The sequence below is a fragment of the Delftia sp. ASV31 genome (assembly GCF_016428765.1).
Lineage (GTDB): Bacteria > Pseudomonadota > Gammaproteobacteria > Burkholderiales > Burkholderiaceae_C > Comamonas > Comamonas acidovorans.
The window spans coordinates 62,056-80,219 of sequence record NZ_JAELTK010000009.1; the positions used below are offsets into that span (position 1 = coordinate 62,056).

Annotated in this window: 18 protein-coding genes; 12 read left to right on the plus strand and 6 right to left on the minus strand. The window is 69.5% G+C overall.

Translation table 11 applies throughout. The annotated features are described in order from the left end of the window. Window positions 1-157: 157 nt before the first annotated feature. Window positions 158-1,504, minus strand: a complete 1,347-nt coding sequence (locus JHD82_RS05385) for a dicarboxylate/amino acid:cation symporter (protein WP_013803082.1) — start codon at window positions 1,502-1,504, stop codon at window positions 158-160. A gap of 212 nt (window positions 1,505-1,716) precedes the next feature. Between JHD82_RS05385 and JHD82_RS05390 the strand changes: the two genes are divergently transcribed. Further along, window positions 1,717-4,368, plus strand: a complete 2,652-nt coding sequence (locus tag JHD82_RS05390; protein ID WP_199135647.1) for a PAS-domain containing protein — start codon at window positions 1,717-1,719, stop codon at window positions 4,366-4,368. Window positions 4,369-4,392: 24 nt separating this feature from the next. On the opposite strand, the gene JHD82_RS05395 is transcribed toward JHD82_RS05390, so the two are convergent. Then, a complete protein-coding gene (locus JHD82_RS05395) occupies window positions 4,393-5,031 on the minus strand; it encodes a response regulator transcription factor (protein WP_199135648.1) in 639 nt (212 codons plus the stop codon). Window positions 5,032-5,560: 529 nt separating this feature from the next. On the opposite strand from JHD82_RS05395, the gene JHD82_RS05400 reads away from it, so the two are divergent. Then, window positions 5,561-6,589, plus strand: coding sequence for a porin (locus JHD82_RS05400; RefSeq protein ID WP_013803085.1), 1,029 nt, complete (start codon window positions 5,561-5,563; stop codon window positions 6,587-6,589). A gap of 234 nt (window positions 6,590-6,823) precedes the next feature. Then, window positions 6,824-6,988 (plus strand): hypothetical protein, encoded by a 165-nt coding sequence (locus JHD82_RS05405; RefSeq protein ID WP_013803086.1) that lies wholly within the window; start codon window positions 6,824-6,826, stop codon window positions 6,986-6,988. A gap of 60 nt (window positions 6,989-7,048) precedes the next feature. On the opposite strand, the gene JHD82_RS05410 is transcribed toward JHD82_RS05405, so the two are convergent. The 4 genes from JHD82_RS05410 to JHD82_RS05425 all read right to left on the minus strand — a co-directional run bounded on the left by JHD82_RS05410 (window position 7,049) and on the right by JHD82_RS05425 (window position 10,178). Further along, a complete protein-coding gene (locus tag JHD82_RS05410; protein WP_199135649.1) occupies window positions 7,049-7,783 on the minus strand; it encodes a hypothetical protein in 735 nt (244 codons plus the stop codon). Then, window positions 7,780-8,772 carry an MlaD family protein gene (locus JHD82_RS05415; RefSeq protein ID WP_013803088.1) on the minus strand — a complete coding sequence of 331 codons (993 nt, stop codon included), beginning with the start codon at window positions 8,770-8,772 and terminating at the stop codon, window positions 7,780-7,782. The genes JHD82_RS05410 and JHD82_RS05415 overlap by 4 nt, the downstream gene beginning before the upstream one ends. 65 nt (window positions 8,773-8,837) lie before the next feature. Next, window positions 8,838-9,641 (minus strand): ABC transporter permease, encoded by an 804-nt coding sequence (locus tag JHD82_RS05420; RefSeq protein ID WP_012204765.1) that lies wholly within the window; start codon window positions 9,639-9,641, stop codon window positions 8,838-8,840. A 72-nt stretch (window positions 9,642-9,713) separates the two neighbouring features. Continuing rightward, window positions 9,714-10,178, minus strand: coding sequence for a Cd(II)/Pb(II)-responsive transcriptional regulator (locus JHD82_RS05425; protein ID WP_013803089.1), 465 nt, complete (start codon window positions 10,176-10,178; stop codon window positions 9,714-9,716). A 39-nt stretch (window positions 10,179-10,217) separates the two neighbouring features. Here JHD82_RS05425 and JHD82_RS05430 point away from each other — a divergent pair, with 39 nt between their 5' ends. From JHD82_RS05430 to JHD82_RS05470, 9 genes are all read left to right on the plus strand, one after another. Beyond that, the gene (locus JHD82_RS05430; RefSeq protein ID WP_199135650.1) at window positions 10,218-12,410 is read left to right on the plus strand and encodes a cation-translocating P-type ATPase; all 2,193 of its coding nucleotides are present in this window, start codon (window positions 10,218-10,220) and stop codon (window positions 12,408-12,410) included. Beyond that, on the plus strand, window positions 12,407-12,793 hold the full coding sequence (locus JHD82_RS05435) for a DUF3703 domain-containing protein (protein WP_071955008.1): 387 nt from the start codon (window positions 12,407-12,409) through the stop codon (window positions 12,791-12,793). Before JHD82_RS05430 ends, JHD82_RS05435 begins: the two co-directional genes overlap by 4 nt. A gap of 30 nt (window positions 12,794-12,823) precedes the next feature. Beyond that, window positions 12,824-13,333, plus strand: a complete 510-nt coding sequence (locus tag JHD82_RS05440; RefSeq protein WP_199135651.1) for a hypothetical protein — start codon at window positions 12,824-12,826, stop codon at window positions 13,331-13,333. Window positions 13,334-13,454: 121 nt separating this feature from the next. Then, on the plus strand, window positions 13,455-13,814 hold the full coding sequence (locus JHD82_RS05445) for a hypothetical protein (RefSeq protein WP_013803092.1): 360 nt from the start codon (window positions 13,455-13,457) through the stop codon (window positions 13,812-13,814). Continuing rightward, the gene (locus tag JHD82_RS05450) at window positions 13,811-15,259 is read left to right on the plus strand and encodes a TolC family protein (protein ID WP_199135652.1); all 1,449 of its coding nucleotides are present in this window, start codon (window positions 13,811-13,813) and stop codon (window positions 15,257-15,259) included. Before JHD82_RS05445 ends, JHD82_RS05450 begins: the two co-directional genes overlap by 4 nt. A gap of 1 nt (window position 15,260) precedes the next feature. Beyond that, window positions 15,261-16,643: a multicopper oxidase family protein gene (locus JHD82_RS05455; RefSeq protein ID WP_012204758.1), complete on the plus strand. Its 1,383-nt coding sequence runs from the start codon at window positions 15,261-15,263 to the stop codon at window positions 16,641-16,643. Window positions 16,644-16,663: 20 nt separating this feature from the next. Next, window positions 16,664-17,155: a plastocyanin/azurin family copper-binding protein gene (locus tag JHD82_RS05460; protein WP_013803095.1), complete on the plus strand. Its 492-nt coding sequence runs from the start codon at window positions 16,664-16,666 to the stop codon at window positions 17,153-17,155. Between the two features lie 36 nt (window positions 17,156-17,191). Continuing rightward, complete coding sequence (locus JHD82_RS05465) at window positions 17,192-17,722, plus strand: DUF411 domain-containing protein (RefSeq protein ID WP_043824841.1); 531 nt, start codon at window positions 17,192-17,194, stop codon at window positions 17,720-17,722. A 15-nt stretch (window positions 17,723-17,737) separates the two neighbouring features. Further along, window positions 17,738-18,139 carry a copper-binding protein gene (locus JHD82_RS05470; RefSeq protein WP_063326564.1) on the plus strand — a complete coding sequence of 134 codons (402 nt, stop codon included), beginning with the start codon at window positions 17,738-17,740 and terminating at the stop codon, window positions 18,137-18,139. Window positions 18,140-18,164: the final 25 nt, after the last annotated feature.

Consider the following 18,164-nt stretch of genomic DNA (forward strand, 5'->3'; position numbering starts at 1 on the left):
GGGAACGGCCGCAAGGCTGCGTGAAGCGAAGCACCAAGAATACAGCCAAGCGGCGCGGCAGCCGCCTTAAAAAGCAGCAGCCCAGCCAGGCTTGACCTGGCTGGGCTGAGGGTTGTCGCTTTCAGGGGCCGCGCAACATGCGTCGCCCCGGTATGGATCAGGAAACCTTGCCGACAGCGGCAGGTACCGCTGTTCCTGCCGGGGTCACCTCCATGGCGGGAGCACCATCCAGGGCGGCATTGAGCTTGCTGTAGTCCAGCTCGTTTTCCCAGCGCGAGACCACCACGGTGGCCACGGCGTTGCCCATGAAGTTGGTCAGCGAGCGGCACTCGCTCATGAAGCGGTCCACGCCAAGGATCAGGGCCATGCCGGCCACGGGCACTTCGGGCACCACGGCCAGCGTGGCGGCCAGGGTGATGAAGCCCGCGCCGGTCACGCCGGCAGCACCCTTGGAGCTGAGCATGGCCACCAGCAGCAGCGCGATCTCATGGCCCAGGGTCAGGTGGGTGTTGGTGGCCTGGGCGATGAACAGTGCGGCCAGCGTCATGTAGATGTTGGTGCCGTCCAGGTTGAAGGAGTAGCCCGTGGGCACGACCAGGCCCACGACGGACTTGCCGCAGCCGGCGCGCTCCATCTTCTGCATCAGCGAAGGCAGGGCCGATTCCGAGGACGAGGTGCCCAGCACCAGCAGCAGTTCCGCCTTCAGGTAGCGCGCCAGCTTGAGCACCGAGAAGCCGCACAGCCGCGCCACGAAGCCCAGCACCACGACCACGAAGAGCAGCGAGGTGATGTAGAACGAGCCTACCAGCCAGGCCAGGTTCACCAGCGAACCCAGGCCGAACTTGCCGATGGTGAAGGCAATGGCGCCAAAGGCTCCCAGCGGCGCGGCCTTCATCAGGATGCCGACCAGCTTGAACACGGGGGCCGTCAGCGCCTCCAGGAAGTTCAGCACGGGCTTGCCCGCATCACCGACCATGGCCAGCGAGATGCCGAACAGCACGGCCACGAACAGCACCTGCAGGATGTTGTCGCCCACGAAGGGGCTGACCAGCGTCTTGGGGATGATGTCCATGGCAAAGCCGGTGAGCGTCAGCTCGTGCGACTTGGCCACATAGCCCTTGACGGCGGCCTGGTCCAGGTCGGCCGGGTTGATGTTCATGCCCGCGCCCGGCTGCACCACGTGCGCCACCACCATGCCGACCACCAGGGCCAGCGTGGAGAAGAACAGGAAGTAGGCCATGGCCTTGAGGAACACGCGGCCCACGGTGCGCAGGTGCGTCATGCCCGCAATGCCGGTGACGATGGTCAGGAAGATCACCGGCGCAATGATCATCTTCACCAGCTTGATGAAGGCATCGCCCAGCGGCTTGAACTGCTCGGCGTACTGGGGCTCGAAGTGGCCGAGCAGCACGCCTGCCACGATGGCGACCACCACCTGGAAATACAGCTGGCGGTAGAAAGGCAGCCGCTCGGGGCTGGCGGCGTGGGTGGGGACGGCATGCATGGTGCGGCTCCGGCGGGACTGTGTGGGGTGGGCGCACCACCAAGGTGCGGCGAGGTCCAGTTTGTACCGCTGGCGTGCTCCGGCGCCGATAACCTATTGGTATTAGGCGCAGGTGCTCTCCCAGGGAGAATGCACGCAAAATCAGGGTAATCCCCAACCCCTTCCCGCCCCTGGAAGGCACCAAGCTGGCGCCCAATCGGGTCCAGACCACCATGCCCCAACCCGTTCGACGCCCTTCACGCCGTTCCTTCTGGACCCTGCTGCTGCTGTTCGGCGGCATGCTCGCCTGCATGCTGCTGGCCGGTGAGCTGGTCTACCACCGCGCCCTGCGCGGCGAGGCCGAAAGCGTGCAGCGCCAGCTCAGCCTCTACGCCCAGGCCCTGGGCCAGCGCATAGACCGCTACCGCACCCTGCCCGAGGTGCTGGCGCTGGACGCGCAGCTGCGCGCCGCCCTCACCCACCCGCTGTCTCCCGCCGAGGTCGATGCTCTCAACCGCAAGCTGGAGCAGGCCAACGGCGCCAGCCAGTCGTCCACGCTGACCCTGATCGACCGCCACGGCACGGCCCTGGCTGCCAGCAACTGGCGCGAGACGCGCAGCAACGTGGGCGTGGACTACAGCTTCAGGCCCTATGTCCAGCAGGCGCTGTCACGCGGCAGCGGGCGCTTCTACGGCATCGGCCTGACCACGGGCCTGCCGGGCTACTTCCTGTCGCAGGCCATCCTGGACGAACAGAACGCCGTCGCGGGCCTGGTGGTGATCAAGATCGCGCTGCTGGAGCTGGAGCGCGAATGGCTGCAGACGCCCGACGTGGTCATGGCCTCGGACGAGCACGGCGTGGTCTTCCTGGCCAGCCAGCCCGACTGGCGCTACCGCCTGCTGTCACCCCTGAGCCCCGCCGACGAGGCGGACCTGGCCGCCACGCGCCAGTACATCGACCAGGAACTGCACTCCATGCGCTACCGCGTGCGACAGGGCCTGGAGCAAGGCAGCCGCCTGGTGCAGATGCAGGAGCCCGCCCTGCCCGGCACCACGCTGTGGCAGACCCTGCCCCTGCCCGGCAGCGACTGGCAGTTGCACCTGCTGCACGACACGCAGGCCAGCACCGTGGCCAGCCGCTGGGCGGCGGCGGCCGCTGCGGGCGGCTGGCTGGCCCTGGGCCTGCTGGTGCTGTTCGTGCGCCAGCGCAGGCGGCTGGCTGCGCTGCGCCTGCGCAGCCGCCTGGAGCTGGAGACCGTGCTGCGCCAGCATGCCCAGGAGCTGCGCACGGCCCAGGACGGCATCGTCCAGGCCGCGCGCCAGGCCGACACGGGCCTGAGCCGCAGCCTGGAGCACCTGCCCCAGGGCGTGGTGGTGATCGATGCCGACCTCAACCTGGTGGCCTGGAACTCGCGCTACGTGGAGCTGTTCCGGTTTCCCTCCGAGCTGCTGCGCACGGGCCAGCCCATAGAGAACCTGTTCCGCTACAACGCCCGGCGCGGCCTGCTGGGGCCCGGCCCCATCGAGGAGGCCATCCACCGGCGGCTGCAGCATCTGCGCAGCGGCAGCCCGCACCTGCGCGAAAGCACCAAGGACGACGGCACGGTGCTGGAGATCCGCGGCAACCCGCTGCCCGATGGCGGCTTCGTCACCAGCTACGCCGACATCACCAGCTACAAGAATGCCGCGCGCGAGCTGCGCTCGCTGGCCGATGCGCTGGAGCAGCGCATTGCCGAGCGCACGCGCGACCTGGCCGAAGCCAAGCGCGAGGCCGAGCAGGCCAACCGCTACAAGACCCGCTTCGTGGCCGCCGCCGTGCACGACCTGCTGCAGCCGCTGAACGCCGCGCGCATGTTCAGCTCCCTGCTGCGCAGCCATCTGCATGACGACGCGGGCCGCCACGTGGCCGACAGCATCGACGGCGCACTGGCCGCGCAGGATGCCATCCTGGGCAGCCTGCTGGACATCTCGCGCATGGAATCGGGCCAGCTGGAGGTGCGCGTGCGCGACTTCGCGCTGGGGCCGCTGCTGCAGGTCATGCGCCACAACTTCGGCATCCTGGCCGAAAGCCGGGGCCTGCGCCTGAGCGCGGTGGACACGCGCTGCGTGGTGCGCAGCGACGAGGCGCTGCTGCGCCGCATCCTGCAGAACTTCCTGTCCAACGCCATACGCTATACGCGCCAGGGCCGCATCGTCATCGGCTGCCGGCGCCAGGGCCAGCAGTTGCGCATCGAGGTGCACGACCAGGGACCGGGCATTCCCGAAAGCCTGCAGCACGAGATCTTCGAGGAATTCCGCCGCCTGGACGAAGGCCATGGCGACGACCGTGGCGCCGGGCTGGGACTGGCCATCGTCGAGCGCCTGGGCCGCCTGCTGGGCCACGAGATCGGCCTGCGCTCGCACCTGGGCCGGGGCAGCGTGTTCTGGGTCTGCGTGCCGCTGGGCGATCCCGCAGCCGTGCCGCAGATCGCCGCGGCCACGCACTCCGGCGAGGCAGGCCAGGACGCACCGCTGCAGGGCATGAGCGCCTGGTACGTGGAAGACGATGCCCAGTCCTGCACCGCCATGCGCGCCCTGCTGCAGCGCTGGGGCTGCAACGTGCCGCTGGCCGGTGGCCCGGCCGAGGCGCTGGCGCTGGCCGCGCCCGGCGAAGCGCCGCAGCTGGTGCTGCTCGATGTGCGCCTGGGCCAGTTGCACGGCCCCGATGTCTACGCGCAGCTGTGCCAGCGCTGGGGCCAGTCGCCGCCCGTGATCCTGGTCACGGCCGAGCGCGACGGCATGGTGCGCCGCCAGGCGGCCGAGCGCGGCTGGGGCTTTCTGGCCAAGCCCGTGCGCCCGCCCGCGCTGCGCGCGCTCATGAGCCAGATGCTGCTGCGCCACCGATAGACGTGGCACGGCAGGGCCTGGCGCTCAGACCGTGCCGTCGTTCTCCAGGCTCTTGACCAGCACGGCCGCCTGCGTGCGGCTGTAGCACTCCAGCTTCTTGAGAATGGCCGTCACATGCACCTTGACGGTGTTCTCGGCCAGCCCCAGCTCGTGGGCGATCTGTTTGTTGAGCAGGCCGTCGGCCAGGCACAGCAGCACGCGGAACTGCTGGGGCGTGAGCTGGGCCAGCCGCGCGGCCAGCGCGGCGTCGGCCTCGGAGCGCTCGGCGGCCATGGGCGGGAACCAGCTGCCGCCGTCCAGCACCTCCTGCAGCGCCGTGCCTATGGCCTCGGCCGGCGCCGATTTCGGAATGAAGCCCGCGGCACCGAACTGCTGCGCACGGCGGATCACGCGCGGGTGGCCATTGGAAGAAATCACCACCACCGGAACATCGGGGTACTCGCCGCGCACATGCAGCAGCGCCGAAAAGCCGCGCGCGCCCGGCATGGCCAGGTCCAGCAGCACCAGCTCGATCTCGGGGTGCTGCTGCAGCGCCGCGCCCAGCGTGGCAGCGCTTGCGGCCTCCAGCACGGCGAACTGCGGCAGGGCCTCGCGCAGCACATGGATCACCGCGGCGCGGAACAGCGGGTGGTCATCGGCAACGAGCAGGGTGGATTCGGACATGGGCGCGAGTCTGACACGTCTGGAAGCACATGCCCGGCTCATGGGGCCCATGCCTGGTCCATGGCCGGGTTGCAAGCTGGCACGCTGTTTGCAATCAGTTGCAGCCAAAGGCCTGGCAACAGGCACAAATCCACCGCCCAACCGACGAACAAGGAGCCCTGAATTGACCTTTGAGCCCTCTTGCAAGGACCTGCTGCACAGCCCTGGTGCCCCGGCCCCATCCCAGTGCACGGCAGTGTTCAAGCCGCGAGAGTGCAAAACACAAATTAAGTTTCGTCATAACTGTGTCAAAGACACCACTTTATGGCCGGTGCAATGGCTGGGATGCGTTGTAATACGCGGCTTAGCCAGTCAAGACCGCCTTGAACACAGGCCGCAAAGACGTGCCGACGCCAGCCCGCCCCTGATGCGAAAACGCCACTGTCCCAGGTTTGCCACGTAGCCCAGCCCGGGCGATTGGTTCATCGTCTGCCCCGGTCACAGCACTGGCCACCCGTTTCCACTCTCCAACAATGAAAGACTCCTCAACATGAAACGTTCCTTCATCGCACTGGCCGCTGCACTGGCCTGCGCCGGCGCTGCACACGCCCAAAGCTCGGTCCAGCTGACTGGCCTGGTGGACGCCTATGCCGGCTCCATGCGCATGGCTGGCGACGCCAGCGGCAAGGGTGTCGTGGGTTCGGGCGGCATGACCACCTCCTGGTGGGGCATGAAGGGCCAGGAAGACCTGGGCGGCGGCCTGAAGGTCGATTTCCAGCTGACGGCCTTCATGCGTGTGGACACTGGCAGCCCCGGCCGTTTCGATGGTGACCCGTACTTCTCGCGCGATGCCAACGTCGGCCTGTCCGGCGGCTTCGGCACGGTGCGCCTGGGCCGCGGCATGGCGCCCAACTTCCTGCCCACCATCCTGACCAACCCCTTCGGCGACTCCTTCACCATCTCCCCGCTGGTGCTGCACGCCAACGTGGGCACGACAGCCTGGGGCTCGGCCAACCTGACCACGCCGTCCGACACCGGCTGGAGCAACCAGGTCGTCTACACCACGCCCAAGTTCGGCGGCCTGCAGGCCAACGTCCACTACCAGTTCGGTGAAAAGGGCGGCGATTCCGGCAAGAAGAACATCGGCGTGAACGCCATGTACTTCGGCGGCCCCCTGAGCCTGGTGGCCTTCTACGAGCGCGCCCAGATCAGCAACCCCGTGAGCCTGGCCGTGATGCCCACCAAGACCGACTGGATGCTGGGCGGCACCTACAACTTCGAAGTGGCCAAGCTGTACGCAACCTACGGCCAGGCCAAGGTCAAGGATCTGGACCGCAAGAACAGCACCTACTCGCTGGGCCTGGACGTGCCCGTGACCAGCGCCGGCACCATCAAGGCAGCCCTGGCCCGCACCAAGGCCGAGATCGGCGCCGTGGACTCCACGCGCACCACGGCCAGCCTGGGCTACGACCACTACCTGTCCAAGCGCACCGATGTGTACACCGTGCTGATGCACGACCGCATCACGGACCTGAAGTCGGGCACCAGCCTGATCGCGGGTATCCGCCACCGTTTCTAAGGCGACGCCTGGCCTGCCAGCACGGGCCAGGGACTTACGTCCCGAACTTTCAGCGAGGCTCTGCCTCGCTTTTTTTCGGCCTCTTGAAAGTCGATAGAAATTTTCTCTCAGTACTTTTTTATAAACGTCAAGAGAGAAAGCGATTGTCCGACAGCCGCGCTGCGCAATCCGGTGTGCAATGGAGTCCAGGCCCAGCCCAATGCTCTGCCTGCGCTGTCAGACAGGAGGTCCACCATGCGCAGACCCAGCCCCTTCGGACGTCATCCCTTCATCGCCTTCACCGCCACGGTCGTGCTTGCCGTAGCCGCCAGCGTTGCCACCTTCTGGCTGGACAGCGCCGCCCCGGCCGCAGACACCTTGCTGCAAAAAGACCCGGGCGCCCTGCTGTCTTCGATGTGAGCCCCTGCAAACGCCTGCAAATGCCTGCCCAGCGCCATCCCTTTCGGACTGGCGCTGTTTTCATTTGCCGGCCGATGTGCCCCCACCGCTGGCCGTCTTCTCCAGCAGCGACAGCCTGCGCCTGACGGCCTGGGCCTTGTCCACCTCGCCCGCCTGATCATGGGCCCTGGCCTGCAGCAGCAGCCAGGCCATCACCGCACGGCGCCAGCCCTGGGCCGAGGCGGTTTCGGCACCCAGCTCCAGCAACTGCGGCTGCGCCGCACCCGCCCGCAAGGCCGCGCCGGCTGCCACCAGCCGGGGCAGCGGCTCCTTGATGGCGCTCACGGCGGCCAGCGCCGGCGCAGACCCGCCCAGCAGCGCCTGTGCCACGGGGCGCTGTAATTCTGGCAATAGCGCAATGTCCTCGGGCCGGGGCCTGCCTTGCAAATACCGCGCATAGGCGGCCTCGGCCGGCGCAGCGTCAAGCGCCAGCGCCTGGTAGCCGGGGCAGTCATCCCATTCGAGACTGGCCACCTGGGCCGCGCAGCGCATCAGCTCCAGACGTGCGGCCAGGTCGGTGCGGCCCGTGGCGGCCACCTCGGCGCGGGCTTTGTCCCATTCCATGACCTGCACGCGCTGGCGGCCTTCCAGGTAGGCGGTGGATGCGCGCTGGGACGCAGATTCGGCATTCAGCGCCCAGTCCGGCGCGGGCGGGCGGCTGCTGCAGCCGGCCAGCACCAGGGTCAGCACGGCGCCGGCGACGGCATGGCGCGCCAGGAGGGTTGCGGCAGAAAGTTTCTTGGCGGCAGCACTCATGGCAGCTTCAACTCCGGTTGATGGGCAAACGGCCACTTGCGCTGCAGGTCGGCCAGCACGCCCTCGAGGCGGCGCAGGTTGCCCTCGACCTCGGCGCGCAGGGCGCCCAGGTCGGCCGTGGCCTCGCGCGCATTGGAGCCCACGGCCTGGGCCTCGGCCAGCACGGCGTCCACCTTGCCCAGCGTGCGGCGCGTGTCGGCCAGCAGGCCGTTGAGCTGCACCACGGTGGAACGCACCTCGGGCATGACGCCGCCGGCGTCGAACACCTGGCTGTCGGCCCGCGCCACCATGCGCTCCATGCGGGCCAGCGTGGCGTTGGCGCGGTCCAGCAGGGCCGTGACCTTGCGCGCCTCCTGCTCGCTGCCCATGACCACGCCCAGCACGCCGCCCGGCCCCTGGGCCCGGCCGGCCAGGCCGCGCAGCTCGGTCAGCGACCCGCCCAGGGCCGAGTCCGGCGCGGTGAGCTGGGCGATGTTGCCCAGCACTTCCTTGGCCGTGGACATGATCTGCGGCAGCTCGGCCGTGGCATCGCCGCGCAGCACGGGGCGCACGGCCTCGTCGGGCAGCGGCGGATCGCTGAGGATGCCGCTGTAGGCCTTGATGGTGGTGCCGCCCACCAGCCCCTTGACCAGGGTGAAGACGCTGGACTCGCGCAGCCAGTGCGCGTCCTTGCGCGGCACGTCGATGAGGATGCGCACATTGCCGTCCTCGGCCAGCTCGATGCGGCGCACGCGCCCGATCGGAAAGCCCGAGAAGGTCATGTCCATGCCCACGCTCACGCCCTCGGAGTCGTCGGCCGTGAGCACCAGGCGCTGCGTGGCGTCGAACACGCCGCGCGAGTACAGCAGGTACAGGGCCGATCCAAGAATCAGCACCAGCGTGAACAGCAGCAGGCCCGCGGCCTTGGCGCGCAGGTGCGCCACGGGCTTGAGGGCCTCGATTTCCTCGCCGTCCCAGGGATCTGGCGGCGTGCGCCGCGTATCGGTCATGGCATTCCTTGTTCTGGCACGGGCCTTGCCGTGCATGTGGGGTTCGTGGAGTTCAGCGGGCGTGCTCAGTAGTAGTTGCCCATGAGCGAGATCACCTCGATCACCAGCAGCACGGCAAACATGCGCGCAAAGCCGCCCAGCGCCGCGCCGCCCAGCCGGTGGCGCCGCAGCGGCGCATACAGGCCCGAGGCCATGGGCATGATGGCCACGGTGAGGCTGAAGAACCAGGTCTTGAGCACGAAGACCAGGGTCACGGCCGGCGTGAAGATCTGGCCGAAGATGCGCGTGTAGCCGGGCAGGCCCGCCAGCGTGAAGCCATAGACGCTCAGGTAGACGGTGACCAGGGCCACCACGCAGCTGAGCACGGCCAGCGTGACCGAGGCAAACACGCCACCGGCCGCGCGCGGCACCAGGGCCATGCGCAGCGGGTCGGAGCCGCGCTCCTGCCAGGCCTGGAGCTGGCCCCGTGCGCGCAGCTGCGCAATCAGCGTGCCGTTGGGAATGGTGCAGCGCATGGCCACGAACAGCGCGGCCGTCAGCGGGATCAGCTCGATCACCAGCACACGCACCACCATCTCCAGCGCATAGCGCGACAGCCCATAGCTCAGCGCCGTGACGATGACGATGCGCGTGATCACCGCGCACAGCAGGGCCGCAAGCGCCGTGAAACCCAGCAGGATGGGCCCGGTCTGCACATAGATCTGGTGCGCCATGGCACGCCGTGCACCACGCCGGTAGCTGGAAGGGGACATGGCCAGCACCAGCAGCACGGCGCCCAGGTAGACGCTGCGCCACCAGGCCAGCGCATGGTCGCGCAGCGCCGCCCAGATGCGGTCGGGAAGGGACAGGGCTGCGTGGCTGAGGCTCATCGGGCGATGATAGCGAGCCGTACCGGGACGGTCCGTCGGACGCCGGCGCAAGACAGGCAGCTGCGGACGGCGCTACACATGGCGCTTGGCGCCGGAGCTGCCCAGGGCGGGTGCCAGCGGTTCGTCGGCCTGGGCGTGCAGGGCCTCGATCAGATGGCAGTAGCTGTCCGACCCGTCGCACTGGCTGCGCAGCTGCATCAGCTCATGCTCCAGCGCGCGCAGCTCGGCCAGGCGCTCGCGCACATGGCCCAGGTGGGCATCCAGGGTTTCGTTGGCAGCCACGCAGTCGGCCTTGCTGGCACCGTCCAGCGCCAGCAGGGTGCGGACCTCGTCCAGCGACATGTCCATGGCGCGGCACAGGCGGATGAAGCGCAGCCGGTGCACATCGCTGTCGCTGTACAGCCGGTACTGGTTGTCCTCGCGCACGCCTGCACTGAGCAGCCTTTCCTTCTCGTAGTAGCGGATGTTGGCGGCGGCCACGCCGGAACGCTTGGCCGCCTCGCCGATGCGCCAGCGCGCAGATTCATGCTGTGACATGCTTGACCTTGAAGTGACTTCACCGTTTCCAATGCTCGCATGAACTCCAATCGCCTGCCAAGCCCTCAGGGCAACGAGGCCCTGAAAGCCTCCCCTGCCCTTTCCAAGCCCGCCTCGACTTCGCCGTCTTCCGCCTGCGGCACCGATTGCTGCGCTCCCTTCACCATCACCCAGCCCACGCCGGCCCGCAAGAAGGCGCAAGGCCACTCGCATGCGCATGGCGAGGGCCACGATCACGCCCATGACCATGACCATGAACACGGTCACGACGAGAGCGATCCCCATGCCGGCCACGACCACAGCGTGCTGCCCGGCTGGCCGCGCATCACGGCCGCGCTCATTGCAGCCGTGCTGGCCGAAGCCGCCCACTGGTTCAGCGGCTCCCAGGGCGGCGTGCCGGCCCTGCAATACGGCGGCATGGCCGTGGCCGTGCTGGCCATTGCCCTTTCGGGCCTGGGCGTCTACAAGGCCGGCATCCGCGACGTTCTGCGCCTGAAGCTGGGCATCCACGCGCTGATGGCCATTGCCGTCACGGGAGCCTTCGCCATCGGCCAGTGGCCCGAGGCCGCCATGGTCATGGCCCTGTACGCCGCGGCCGAGCGCATCGAGGACCAGGCCATGGACCGCGCGCGCAATGCCATCCGCAGCCTGCTGCAGATGGCGCCCGAGACGGCCGACGTGCTCCAGCCCGACGGCAGCGTGCAGCGCGTGGCCGCCGCCGACGTGGCGCTGGACGCCACCGTGCGCGTGGCCCCCGGCGCGCGCGTGCCCCTGGACGGCGTGGTCCTGCGCGGCGAAAGCTCGGTCAACCAGGCGCCCATCACCGGAGAAAGCGCCCTGGCCGACAAGGCCCCGGGCGACGAGCTCTACGCCGGCAGCATCAACCAGGATGGCGAGCTGCAGATGCGCGTCACCTCGGCGGCCAATGACAGCCTGATTGCGCGCATCGTCCATGCCGTGGAGCAGGCCCAGGCCTCCAAGGCGCCCACCCAGCGCTTCGTCGACCGCTTTGCCGCCGTCTACACGCCCATCGTGCTGGTGCTGGCCATTGCGCTGGCGGTGCTGGCACCGCTGGTCATGGACTGGAGCTGGCATGACGCGGCCTACCAGGCCCTGGCCCTGCTGGTCATCTCCTGCCCCTGCGCCCTGGTGCTGTCCACTCCCGTCACCGTGGTCAGCGCACTCACGGCGGCGGCACGCCGCGGCCTGCTGATCAAGGGCGGCCAGGCGCTGGAATCGGCGCGCAAGCTGCGCGCCATTGCCCTGGACAAGACCGGCACGCTGACCACGGGCAGCCCCAAGCTGGTCGAATGGAAATCCTGGAGCGAAGAAGACGCGGCCCAGGACTCCAGCCAGCCCGCCGCATACGCCCTGGCCCTGGCCGGCCGCTCGGACCACCCGGTCTCGCGCGCCATTGCTTCCGGCCTCCAGGCCGATGCCGCCGTGGCCGCCGATGCCGCACGGGCCTCGGTCAGCAAGCTGCTGGCCCTGCCGGGCCGTGGCGTGCAGGCCGAGATCGACGGCCAGCTCTGGACCCTGGCCAACCTGCGCTGGGTGCAGGAGCAAGGCTGGGACAGCGCCGCGCTGCGCGCCGGCCTGGCCAAGCACGAAGCCCAGGGCCGCACCGTGACCCTGCTGGCCGACAGCAGCGGCGTGCGGGCCCTGTTCGCCGTGGCCGACCCGCTGCGGCCCCAGGCCCGCGAGGCCGTGGCGCGCCTGCAGGCCCTGGGCGTACAGCCCGTGGTGCTCAGCGGCGACAACACGGCCACCGTGCGCTCCATCGCTGCCGAAGCCGGCATCCAGGATGCGCGCGGCGGCCTGCTGCCCCAGGACAAGCTCGACGCACTGGCCGAGCTGCAGCGCACACGCGGCCCCACCGCCATGACGGGCGACGGCATCAACGACGCACCGGCACTGGCCCAGGCCGACATCGGCTTTGCCATGGGCGGCATGCACAGCACGGGCATGGCCATGGAAACCGCCGACGTGGTGCTGATGAACGACGACCTGCGCCGCCTGCCCGAAGTGGTGGAGCTGTCACGCAGCGCCCACGCCGTGCTCTGGCAGAACATTGCCCTGTCGCTGGGCGTCAAGCTGGTGTTCTTCGCACTGGCACTGGCCGGCAACGCCAGCATGTGGCTGGCCGTGCTGGCGGACATGGGCGTGAGCCTGCTGGTGGTCGCCAACGGCCTGCGGCTGCGCCGCTGGGGCAGCGACAGGGAGGCGGCATGACCGACGCCCAGCGCCGTGCCGCCTTCACCCACCTGCTGCACAGCTTCCGTTCAAGCCAGGACCAGGCGCCCGCACAGCGCTGGCTGCTGCTGGAGGCCAGCCATGTGCTGGGCCAGCAGCTGCTGGGCCTGCACTGGCGATCCCACTGCTGGATGCTGCGCCATGCGCTGCAGCTGCGCGATGGCGGGGAGGTGGCAGGCCAGTTGCTGCGCCTGGCCCTGGTGCCTGCAGGCCACCTGCTGGACCGGCTGCCGCGCGGCAACACCGGCCGCGCCACAGTGCCGGCCACCCTGCCCATGGACATGCCGCCCGCCGTATCGGCCCTCATCGCCGAGGCCCTGCGCGCCACGCGCCGCCCGACCGGGCGAAGGGCCCGCACCTGAGGAACTTCGCAGCACCGTCCGGTATCATCCATGCCTATGCGCCGCCCCCTGTCCATTGTCCTGGTCTTGCTGCTGGTCCTTCGTGGCCTGCTGGGCGACGCCATGGCCATGGGGGCTGCGCCGGTCATGCCGGCCCTGGCGCCGGCTGCGGCATCTGCGCCAGCGTTGGCTCCGGCGTCGGCACTTCACCACCACGCGCCCGAAATCGCGCGGGAAGTCGCGCTGGAAATCACGCAATCGCCGGACAGCCCCGAGCAGCATCACGCGGCGCACGTCGCAGATCACGGCCCGGATCACGCATCACACGCCGAGCACAGTGCAGCCTGCGCTCCCCAGGCCAGCGGCCATCCGGGCGGCAGCTGCGGCGAACATGAACATGGGCCCAGTTGCACCCTGTGCGGCATCTGCCATTCGGCCCTTTTCACTCCTGGCCAGATCGGTTCGGACGGCGCAGCGCCGTCCGCCGCACTGCGCCCCCAAGGCAGCGCCCGCTTTGCCAGCGCGGCCAAGCTGCAGGCCATCAAGCCACCCATTTCCTGAAGCCTGACGCCCGAAGTGCGTCCGCGCCATCCCTGCCGCCCCTCCATGGGCAGCCCGCTTGCGGGCATGGCGGGGCGTCTGGCCGCGGATGCGTTGTCCGTTTCGCATTCAGGAGAACACCATGCGCCGTGCGCATTTTCTCGTCCCCCTTATCCAATTCGGGCTGGCGGCCCTTGCCGCGTCCAGCCCCGCTGCCTGGGCCCAAGCCCATGACGGCAGCCACCCCCCGGCCTCTTCCTCCGCAGGCCTGACCGGCGCCATCGATCCGGCTGCGGCCAGCCTGCCGCTGCGCCATGCCGCGCTGCCGGCCAGTGGCGCCGTGGAAACCGAGCTGACCGACTGGCGCCAGGCCAATGCGGCTGTGGCCGAGTTTCCCAACGGCCATATGGACATCCTGCGCTGGGAAGCCGCCCAGGGCGGCCGATCCACGCCTGCGCCGTCCCCGCACGGCTCTCACATGCAGCACGGAGGCCGGCCATGAAGCGCACCCTCTTCGCCCCCACCCGGCTGGTCGGCGCCATGGCTGCCGTGCTGGTCCTGGCCGGCTGCGCCAGCATCTCGCCCGACGGCCTGCGCGGCGCGGTCCAATCCCATACCGCCAGCCGCCTGCCAGACGGCGCCGAACTGCCGCCAACCGATCTGCAGGCCCGCGACGCGGCGCAGCAGCGCATCGACGAGTGGCTGCGCCAGCCGCTGGACATGGACCAGTCCGTGCGCATCGCACTGCTCAACAACCCCGGCCTGCAGGCGCGCCTGGCGCAACTGGGCGTGCAGGATGCCGAACGCGTTCAGGCCCTGACCCTGCCCAACCCCACGCTGGCCCTGGGCCGCATGGTCAACAGCGACGAGCGCGAGATCGAGCGCCAGCTGAGCTTCGGCCTGGTCAGCCTGATCACCCTGCCCTGGCGCAGCCGCTGGCAGGGCATGCAGATGGAACAGGCCACCCTGACCGCCGCGCAGGATGTGCTGCGGCTGGCCGCCGACACGCGCCGCGCCTGGCTGCGAGCCGTGGCCGCACGCCAGCAGCTGGCGTCCAGCGAGCGCATGCACGAAGCGGCCGAGGCCGGTGCCGAGCTGGCGCGGCGCATGGCCCGCGTGGGCAACTTCAGCCGGCTGCAGCAGGCGCGCGAGCTCAGCATCCAGCAGGACACTGCAGCCCAGCTGGCGCGTGCGCGCCTGGCCGCCACGGCCGAGCATGAGCAACTGGCCCGTCTGATGGGCCTGTGGGGACGGCGCATCGATTTCAAGCTGCCCGACCAGCTGCCCGCCATCCCGCAGGCCGCCACGCAGTTGCGCTCCGGGGACGATGCCGAGGCCACCGCGCTGCGCGAGCGCCTGGACCTGCGCGCCCTGCGCCGCGACCTGGACCAGTTGGCCGAGCGCCGTGGCTGGGCACGCCTGGGCGCCATGTTCGGCGACATCGGCCTGGGCTACAACCGCAACACCGCCACGGACCGCGCCACCGGCCACAGCGATGTGACACGCGGCTGGGAGATCGACCTGCCCCTGCCGCTGTTCGACTGGGGTGGCGCCGCCAGCGGCCGCGCGCGCGCCGAGGTCCAGCGCAGCGCGGCCCAGCTGCAGCAAGGCGCCATCCAGGCGCGGGCCGAGGCGCGCAGCAGCTGGATGCGCTACCGCACGGCCTGGGACCTGGCCCACCAGCAGCAGGCCGAGGTGCTGCCGCTGCGCCGCTTCATCCAGGACGAAACCATGCTCCGCTACAACGGCATGTTCGTCAGCGTCTGGGAGTTGCTGGCCGAGGCCCGCAACAGCGCCCAGGCCGTGGCCACCGCCACCGACGCCCAGCGCGACTTCTGGCTGGCCGACACCGACCTGCAGCTGGCTCTGGCCGGAACCTCGCCAGGCACGGCCGAGGCCGCATCCAGCGCCGCCGCACCCACTCCCACGAACACAGCGAGCCACTGACATGAACCGCCGCAACTTCTTCACCGGCGCGGCCGTGGCCGCCGTCTCCAGCGCCGCCGTCAGCCGCGTGGCCCTGGCCGCCCTGCCCGAGGCAGCGACCCAGTCCTCGGCCGAAACCGCCGCCCCGCTGGCACCGCCCAACGGCCGCCCCTACCGCCCCGTGGTCACGCTCAACGGCTGGACCACGCCCTGGCGCATGAACGCAGGCGTCAAGGAATTCCACCTGGTGGCCGAGCCCGTGGTGCGCGAGGTGGCACCGGGCTTCTTCGTCAACATGTGGGGCTACAACGGCCAGAGCCCCGGCCCCACCATCGAGGTCGTGGAAGGCGACAAGGTCCGCATCTTCGTGACCAACCGCCTGCCCGAGCACACCACCGTGCACTGGCACGGCCAGCGCCTGCCCAACGGCATGGACGGCGTGGGCGGCGTGACCCAGCCGCACATCCCGCCCGGCAAGACCTTTGTCTACGAGTTCACGGCGCGCCGTCCCGGCACCTTCATGTACCACCCGCATGCCGACGAGATGGTGCAGATGGCCATGGGCATGATGGGGCTGTGGATCACGCATCCGAAGGCGGCCCACCCGCAGATCGCCGAGGTCCAGCGCGACTACGCCTTCCTGCTGTCGGCCTACGACGTGGAGCCCGGCTCCATGACGCCGCGCGTGGCCGAGATGACGGACTTCAACATCTGGACCTTCAACAGCCGGGTGTTCCCCGCCATCAGCCCCGTCGTCGCCAGGCGCGGCGACCGGGTGCGCCTGCGCGTGGGCAACCTGACCATGACCAACCACCCCATCCACCTGCACGGCCACGAATTCGAGGTCACGGGCACCGACGGCGGCCCCGTGCCCCGGTCCGCGCGCTGGCCCGAGGTGACCACCGACGTGGCCGTGGGCCAGATGCGCCAGGTGGAGTTCATCGCCGACGAGCTGGGCGACTGGGCCCTGCACTGCCACAAGAGCCACCACACCATGGGCGCCATGGGGCATGACACGCCGACCATGATCGGCGTGGACCACCGGGGCCTGGTCGGCAAGATCCAGAAGATCGTGCCCGACTACATGGTCATGGGCGAGCGCGGCATGGGCGACATGGCCTCCATGGAAATGCCCCTGCCCGACAACACCTTCCCGATGATGACGGGCACGGGCCCCTTCGGCCCCATCGAGATGGGCGGCATGTTCACCACCCTCAAGGTGCGCGAGCAGCTGGGCGCCAACGACTACGGCGACCCGGGCTGGTTCAACCACCCCAAGGGCAGCGTGGCCTATGAATGGAAGGGGCCGGCGGCCGAAGCCTCCGCACCGCGCCAGACCACGCCCGGCCAGTCCCCCGGCGCACCCAGCGTGCGCAAGCCCGGTGCGGGCCATGAGCACCACTGATGCCATCCAAGGAGTACCTCATGAACACCTTTGCCCTCCTCCTCGCCACCGCACTGCTCGCCGGCCCCGCTGCCGTCTTCGCCCATGGCAGCGAAGCCCACGATGACGCTCCCAAGGCCGCCGCGGTCAAGGAGCAAAAGCCCTGGGGCATTGCCGGCGATGCCTCGGCCGCCCGGCGCACCATCACCCTGGACATGAGCGACAACATGCGCTTCACGCCAGAGCGCATCAGCGTCAAGCGCGGCGAGACGGTGCGCCTGCGCGTGGCCAACAAGGGCCAGGTCATGCACGAGATCGTGCTGGGCACGCCGGCCTCGCTGGACGAGCACGCGCAGATGATGCTCAAGTTCCCCACCATGGAGCACGGCGAGCCCTACATGGCCCATGTCTCGCCCGGCAAATCCGGCGACCTGGTCTGGAATTTCAACCGCGAAGGCAGCTTCGACTTTGCCTGCCTCATCCCCGGCCACTACCAGGCCGGCATGCGCGGAACCATCACGGTGACGCAATGAGCGCGCCCCGTCTTCCCCCCCCTTCAGGAGCACCCCATGAAACATGAACGCATGGCATCCGCCCACCCGCGCCGCAGTGCGCTGCGCCGCATGGCCCTGGCCTGCACGGCATTCGCCGCCCCTTCGCTGTGGGCGGCTGCACCCACGGTGCCCAAAGAAGCACCCAGCACCCGCATCCCCGTCGAGGTCTGGAAGGACCCCAACTGCGGCTGCTGCCAGGACTGGGTGGTGCACATGGAGCAAAACGGCTTTGCCGTCACCGTGCACGACACCGGCAACAGCGCCGTGCGCGCCAGGCTGGGCATTCCGGCGCGCCTGGGCTCCTGCCACACGGCCCTGGTCGAAGGCTATGCGCTCGAAGGCCATGTGCCTGCGGCCGACGTGCACAAGCTGCTCAAGCAAAAGCCCAAGGCGCTGGGCATTGCCGTGCCCGGCATGCCCGTGGGCAGCCCCGGCATGGACGGCCCCGAGTACGGCGGCCGCAAGGACCCCTACGAGGTGCTGCTGATCACCAAGAACCTCATGAACAGCGACGTTTCCACCCGCACCTTCACCAGCTACCGCTGAACCCCGGAGCACACCATGCACAACACAGCCCTCCTTGTTTCCCGTACGTCCCGTACGTCCAGTACCGCCCTTGCCGTGCGCCTGGCCCTTGCCGCCGCGCTGATCCCGGCCTGGGCCGGTGCCCAGGCCACGGCCCACGACCATGCGGCGCATGGCGCGCAATCTGCAGAAACCGCACCCGCCGCCGCCAGCCAGGACCTCAGCGAAGGCGAGGTCACGCGCTGGGATGCTCGCACCAGCAAGGTCACGCTGCGCCACGGCGAACTCAAGAACCTGGGCATGCCGCCCATGACCATGGTCTTCCAGCTGCGCGTGGCTGCACCCGAGCCCGCCCTCAAGGCCGGCGACAAGGTGCGCTTTCGCGCCGAGCAGGACCAGGGCGCCTTCGTGGTCACGCAGCTGGAAGTGCTGCGCTGAAGACCGGGTGCAGGGCTGCCGTTTC

Bases quoted from the DNA above. Each gene is read 5' to 3' on its own strand.
- JHD82_RS05385 (WP_013803082.1), bottom strand. From the start codon at position 1,504: ATGCATGCCGTCCCCACCCACGCCGCCAGCCCCGAGCGGCTGCCTTTC.
- JHD82_RS05435 (WP_071955008.1), top strand. From the start codon at position 12,407: ATGACCGACGCCCAGCGCCGTGCCGCCTTCACCCACCTGCTGCACAGC.
- JHD82_RS05410 (WP_199135649.1), bottom strand. From the start codon at position 7,783: ATGAGTGCTGCCGCCAAGAAACTTTCTGCCGCAACCCTCCTGGCGCGC.
- JHD82_RS05445 (WP_013803092.1), top strand. From the start codon at position 13,455: ATGCGCCGTGCGCATTTTCTCGTCCCCCTTATCCAATTCGGGCTGGCG.
- JHD82_RS05395 (WP_199135648.1), bottom strand. From the start codon at position 5,031: ATGTCCGAATCCACCCTGCTCGTTGCCGATGACCACCCGCTGTTCCGC.
- JHD82_RS05425 (WP_013803089.1), bottom strand. From the start codon at position 10,178: ATGTCACAGCATGAATCTGCGCGCTGGCGCATCGGCGAGGCGGCCAAG.
- JHD82_RS05465 (WP_043824841.1), top strand. From the start codon at position 17,192: ATGAAACATGAACGCATGGCATCCGCCCACCCGCGCCGCAGTGCGCTG.
- JHD82_RS05455 (WP_012204758.1), top strand. From the start codon at position 15,261: ATGAACCGCCGCAACTTCTTCACCGGCGCGGCCGTGGCCGCCGTCTCC.
- JHD82_RS05460 (WP_013803095.1), top strand. From the start codon at position 16,664: ATGAACACCTTTGCCCTCCTCCTCGCCACCGCACTGCTCGCCGGCCCC.
- JHD82_RS05415 (WP_013803088.1), bottom strand. From the start codon at position 8,772: ATGACCGATACGCGGCGCACGCCGCCAGATCCCTGGGACGGCGAGGAA.
- JHD82_RS05430 (WP_199135650.1), top strand. From the start codon at position 10,218: ATGAACTCCAATCGCCTGCCAAGCCCTCAGGGCAACGAGGCCCTGAAA.
- JHD82_RS05390 (WP_199135647.1), top strand. From the start codon at position 1,717: ATGCCCCAACCCGTTCGACGCCCTTCACGCCGTTCCTTCTGGACCCTG.
- JHD82_RS05440 (WP_199135651.1), top strand. From the start codon at position 12,824: ATGCCTATGCGCCGCCCCCTGTCCATTGTCCTGGTCTTGCTGCTGGTC.
- JHD82_RS05470 (WP_063326564.1), top strand. From the start codon at position 17,738: ATGCACAACACAGCCCTCCTTGTTTCCCGTACGTCCCGTACGTCCAGT.
- JHD82_RS05405 (WP_013803086.1), top strand. From the start codon at position 6,824: ATGCGCAGACCCAGCCCCTTCGGACGTCATCCCTTCATCGCCTTCACC.
- JHD82_RS05400 (WP_013803085.1), top strand. From the start codon at position 5,561: ATGAAACGTTCCTTCATCGCACTGGCCGCTGCACTGGCCTGCGCCGGC.
- JHD82_RS05450 (WP_199135652.1), top strand. From the start codon at position 13,811: ATGAAGCGCACCCTCTTCGCCCCCACCCGGCTGGTCGGCGCCATGGCT.
- JHD82_RS05420 (WP_012204765.1), bottom strand. From the start codon at position 9,641: ATGAGCCTCAGCCACGCAGCCCTGTCCCTTCCCGACCGCATCTGGGCG.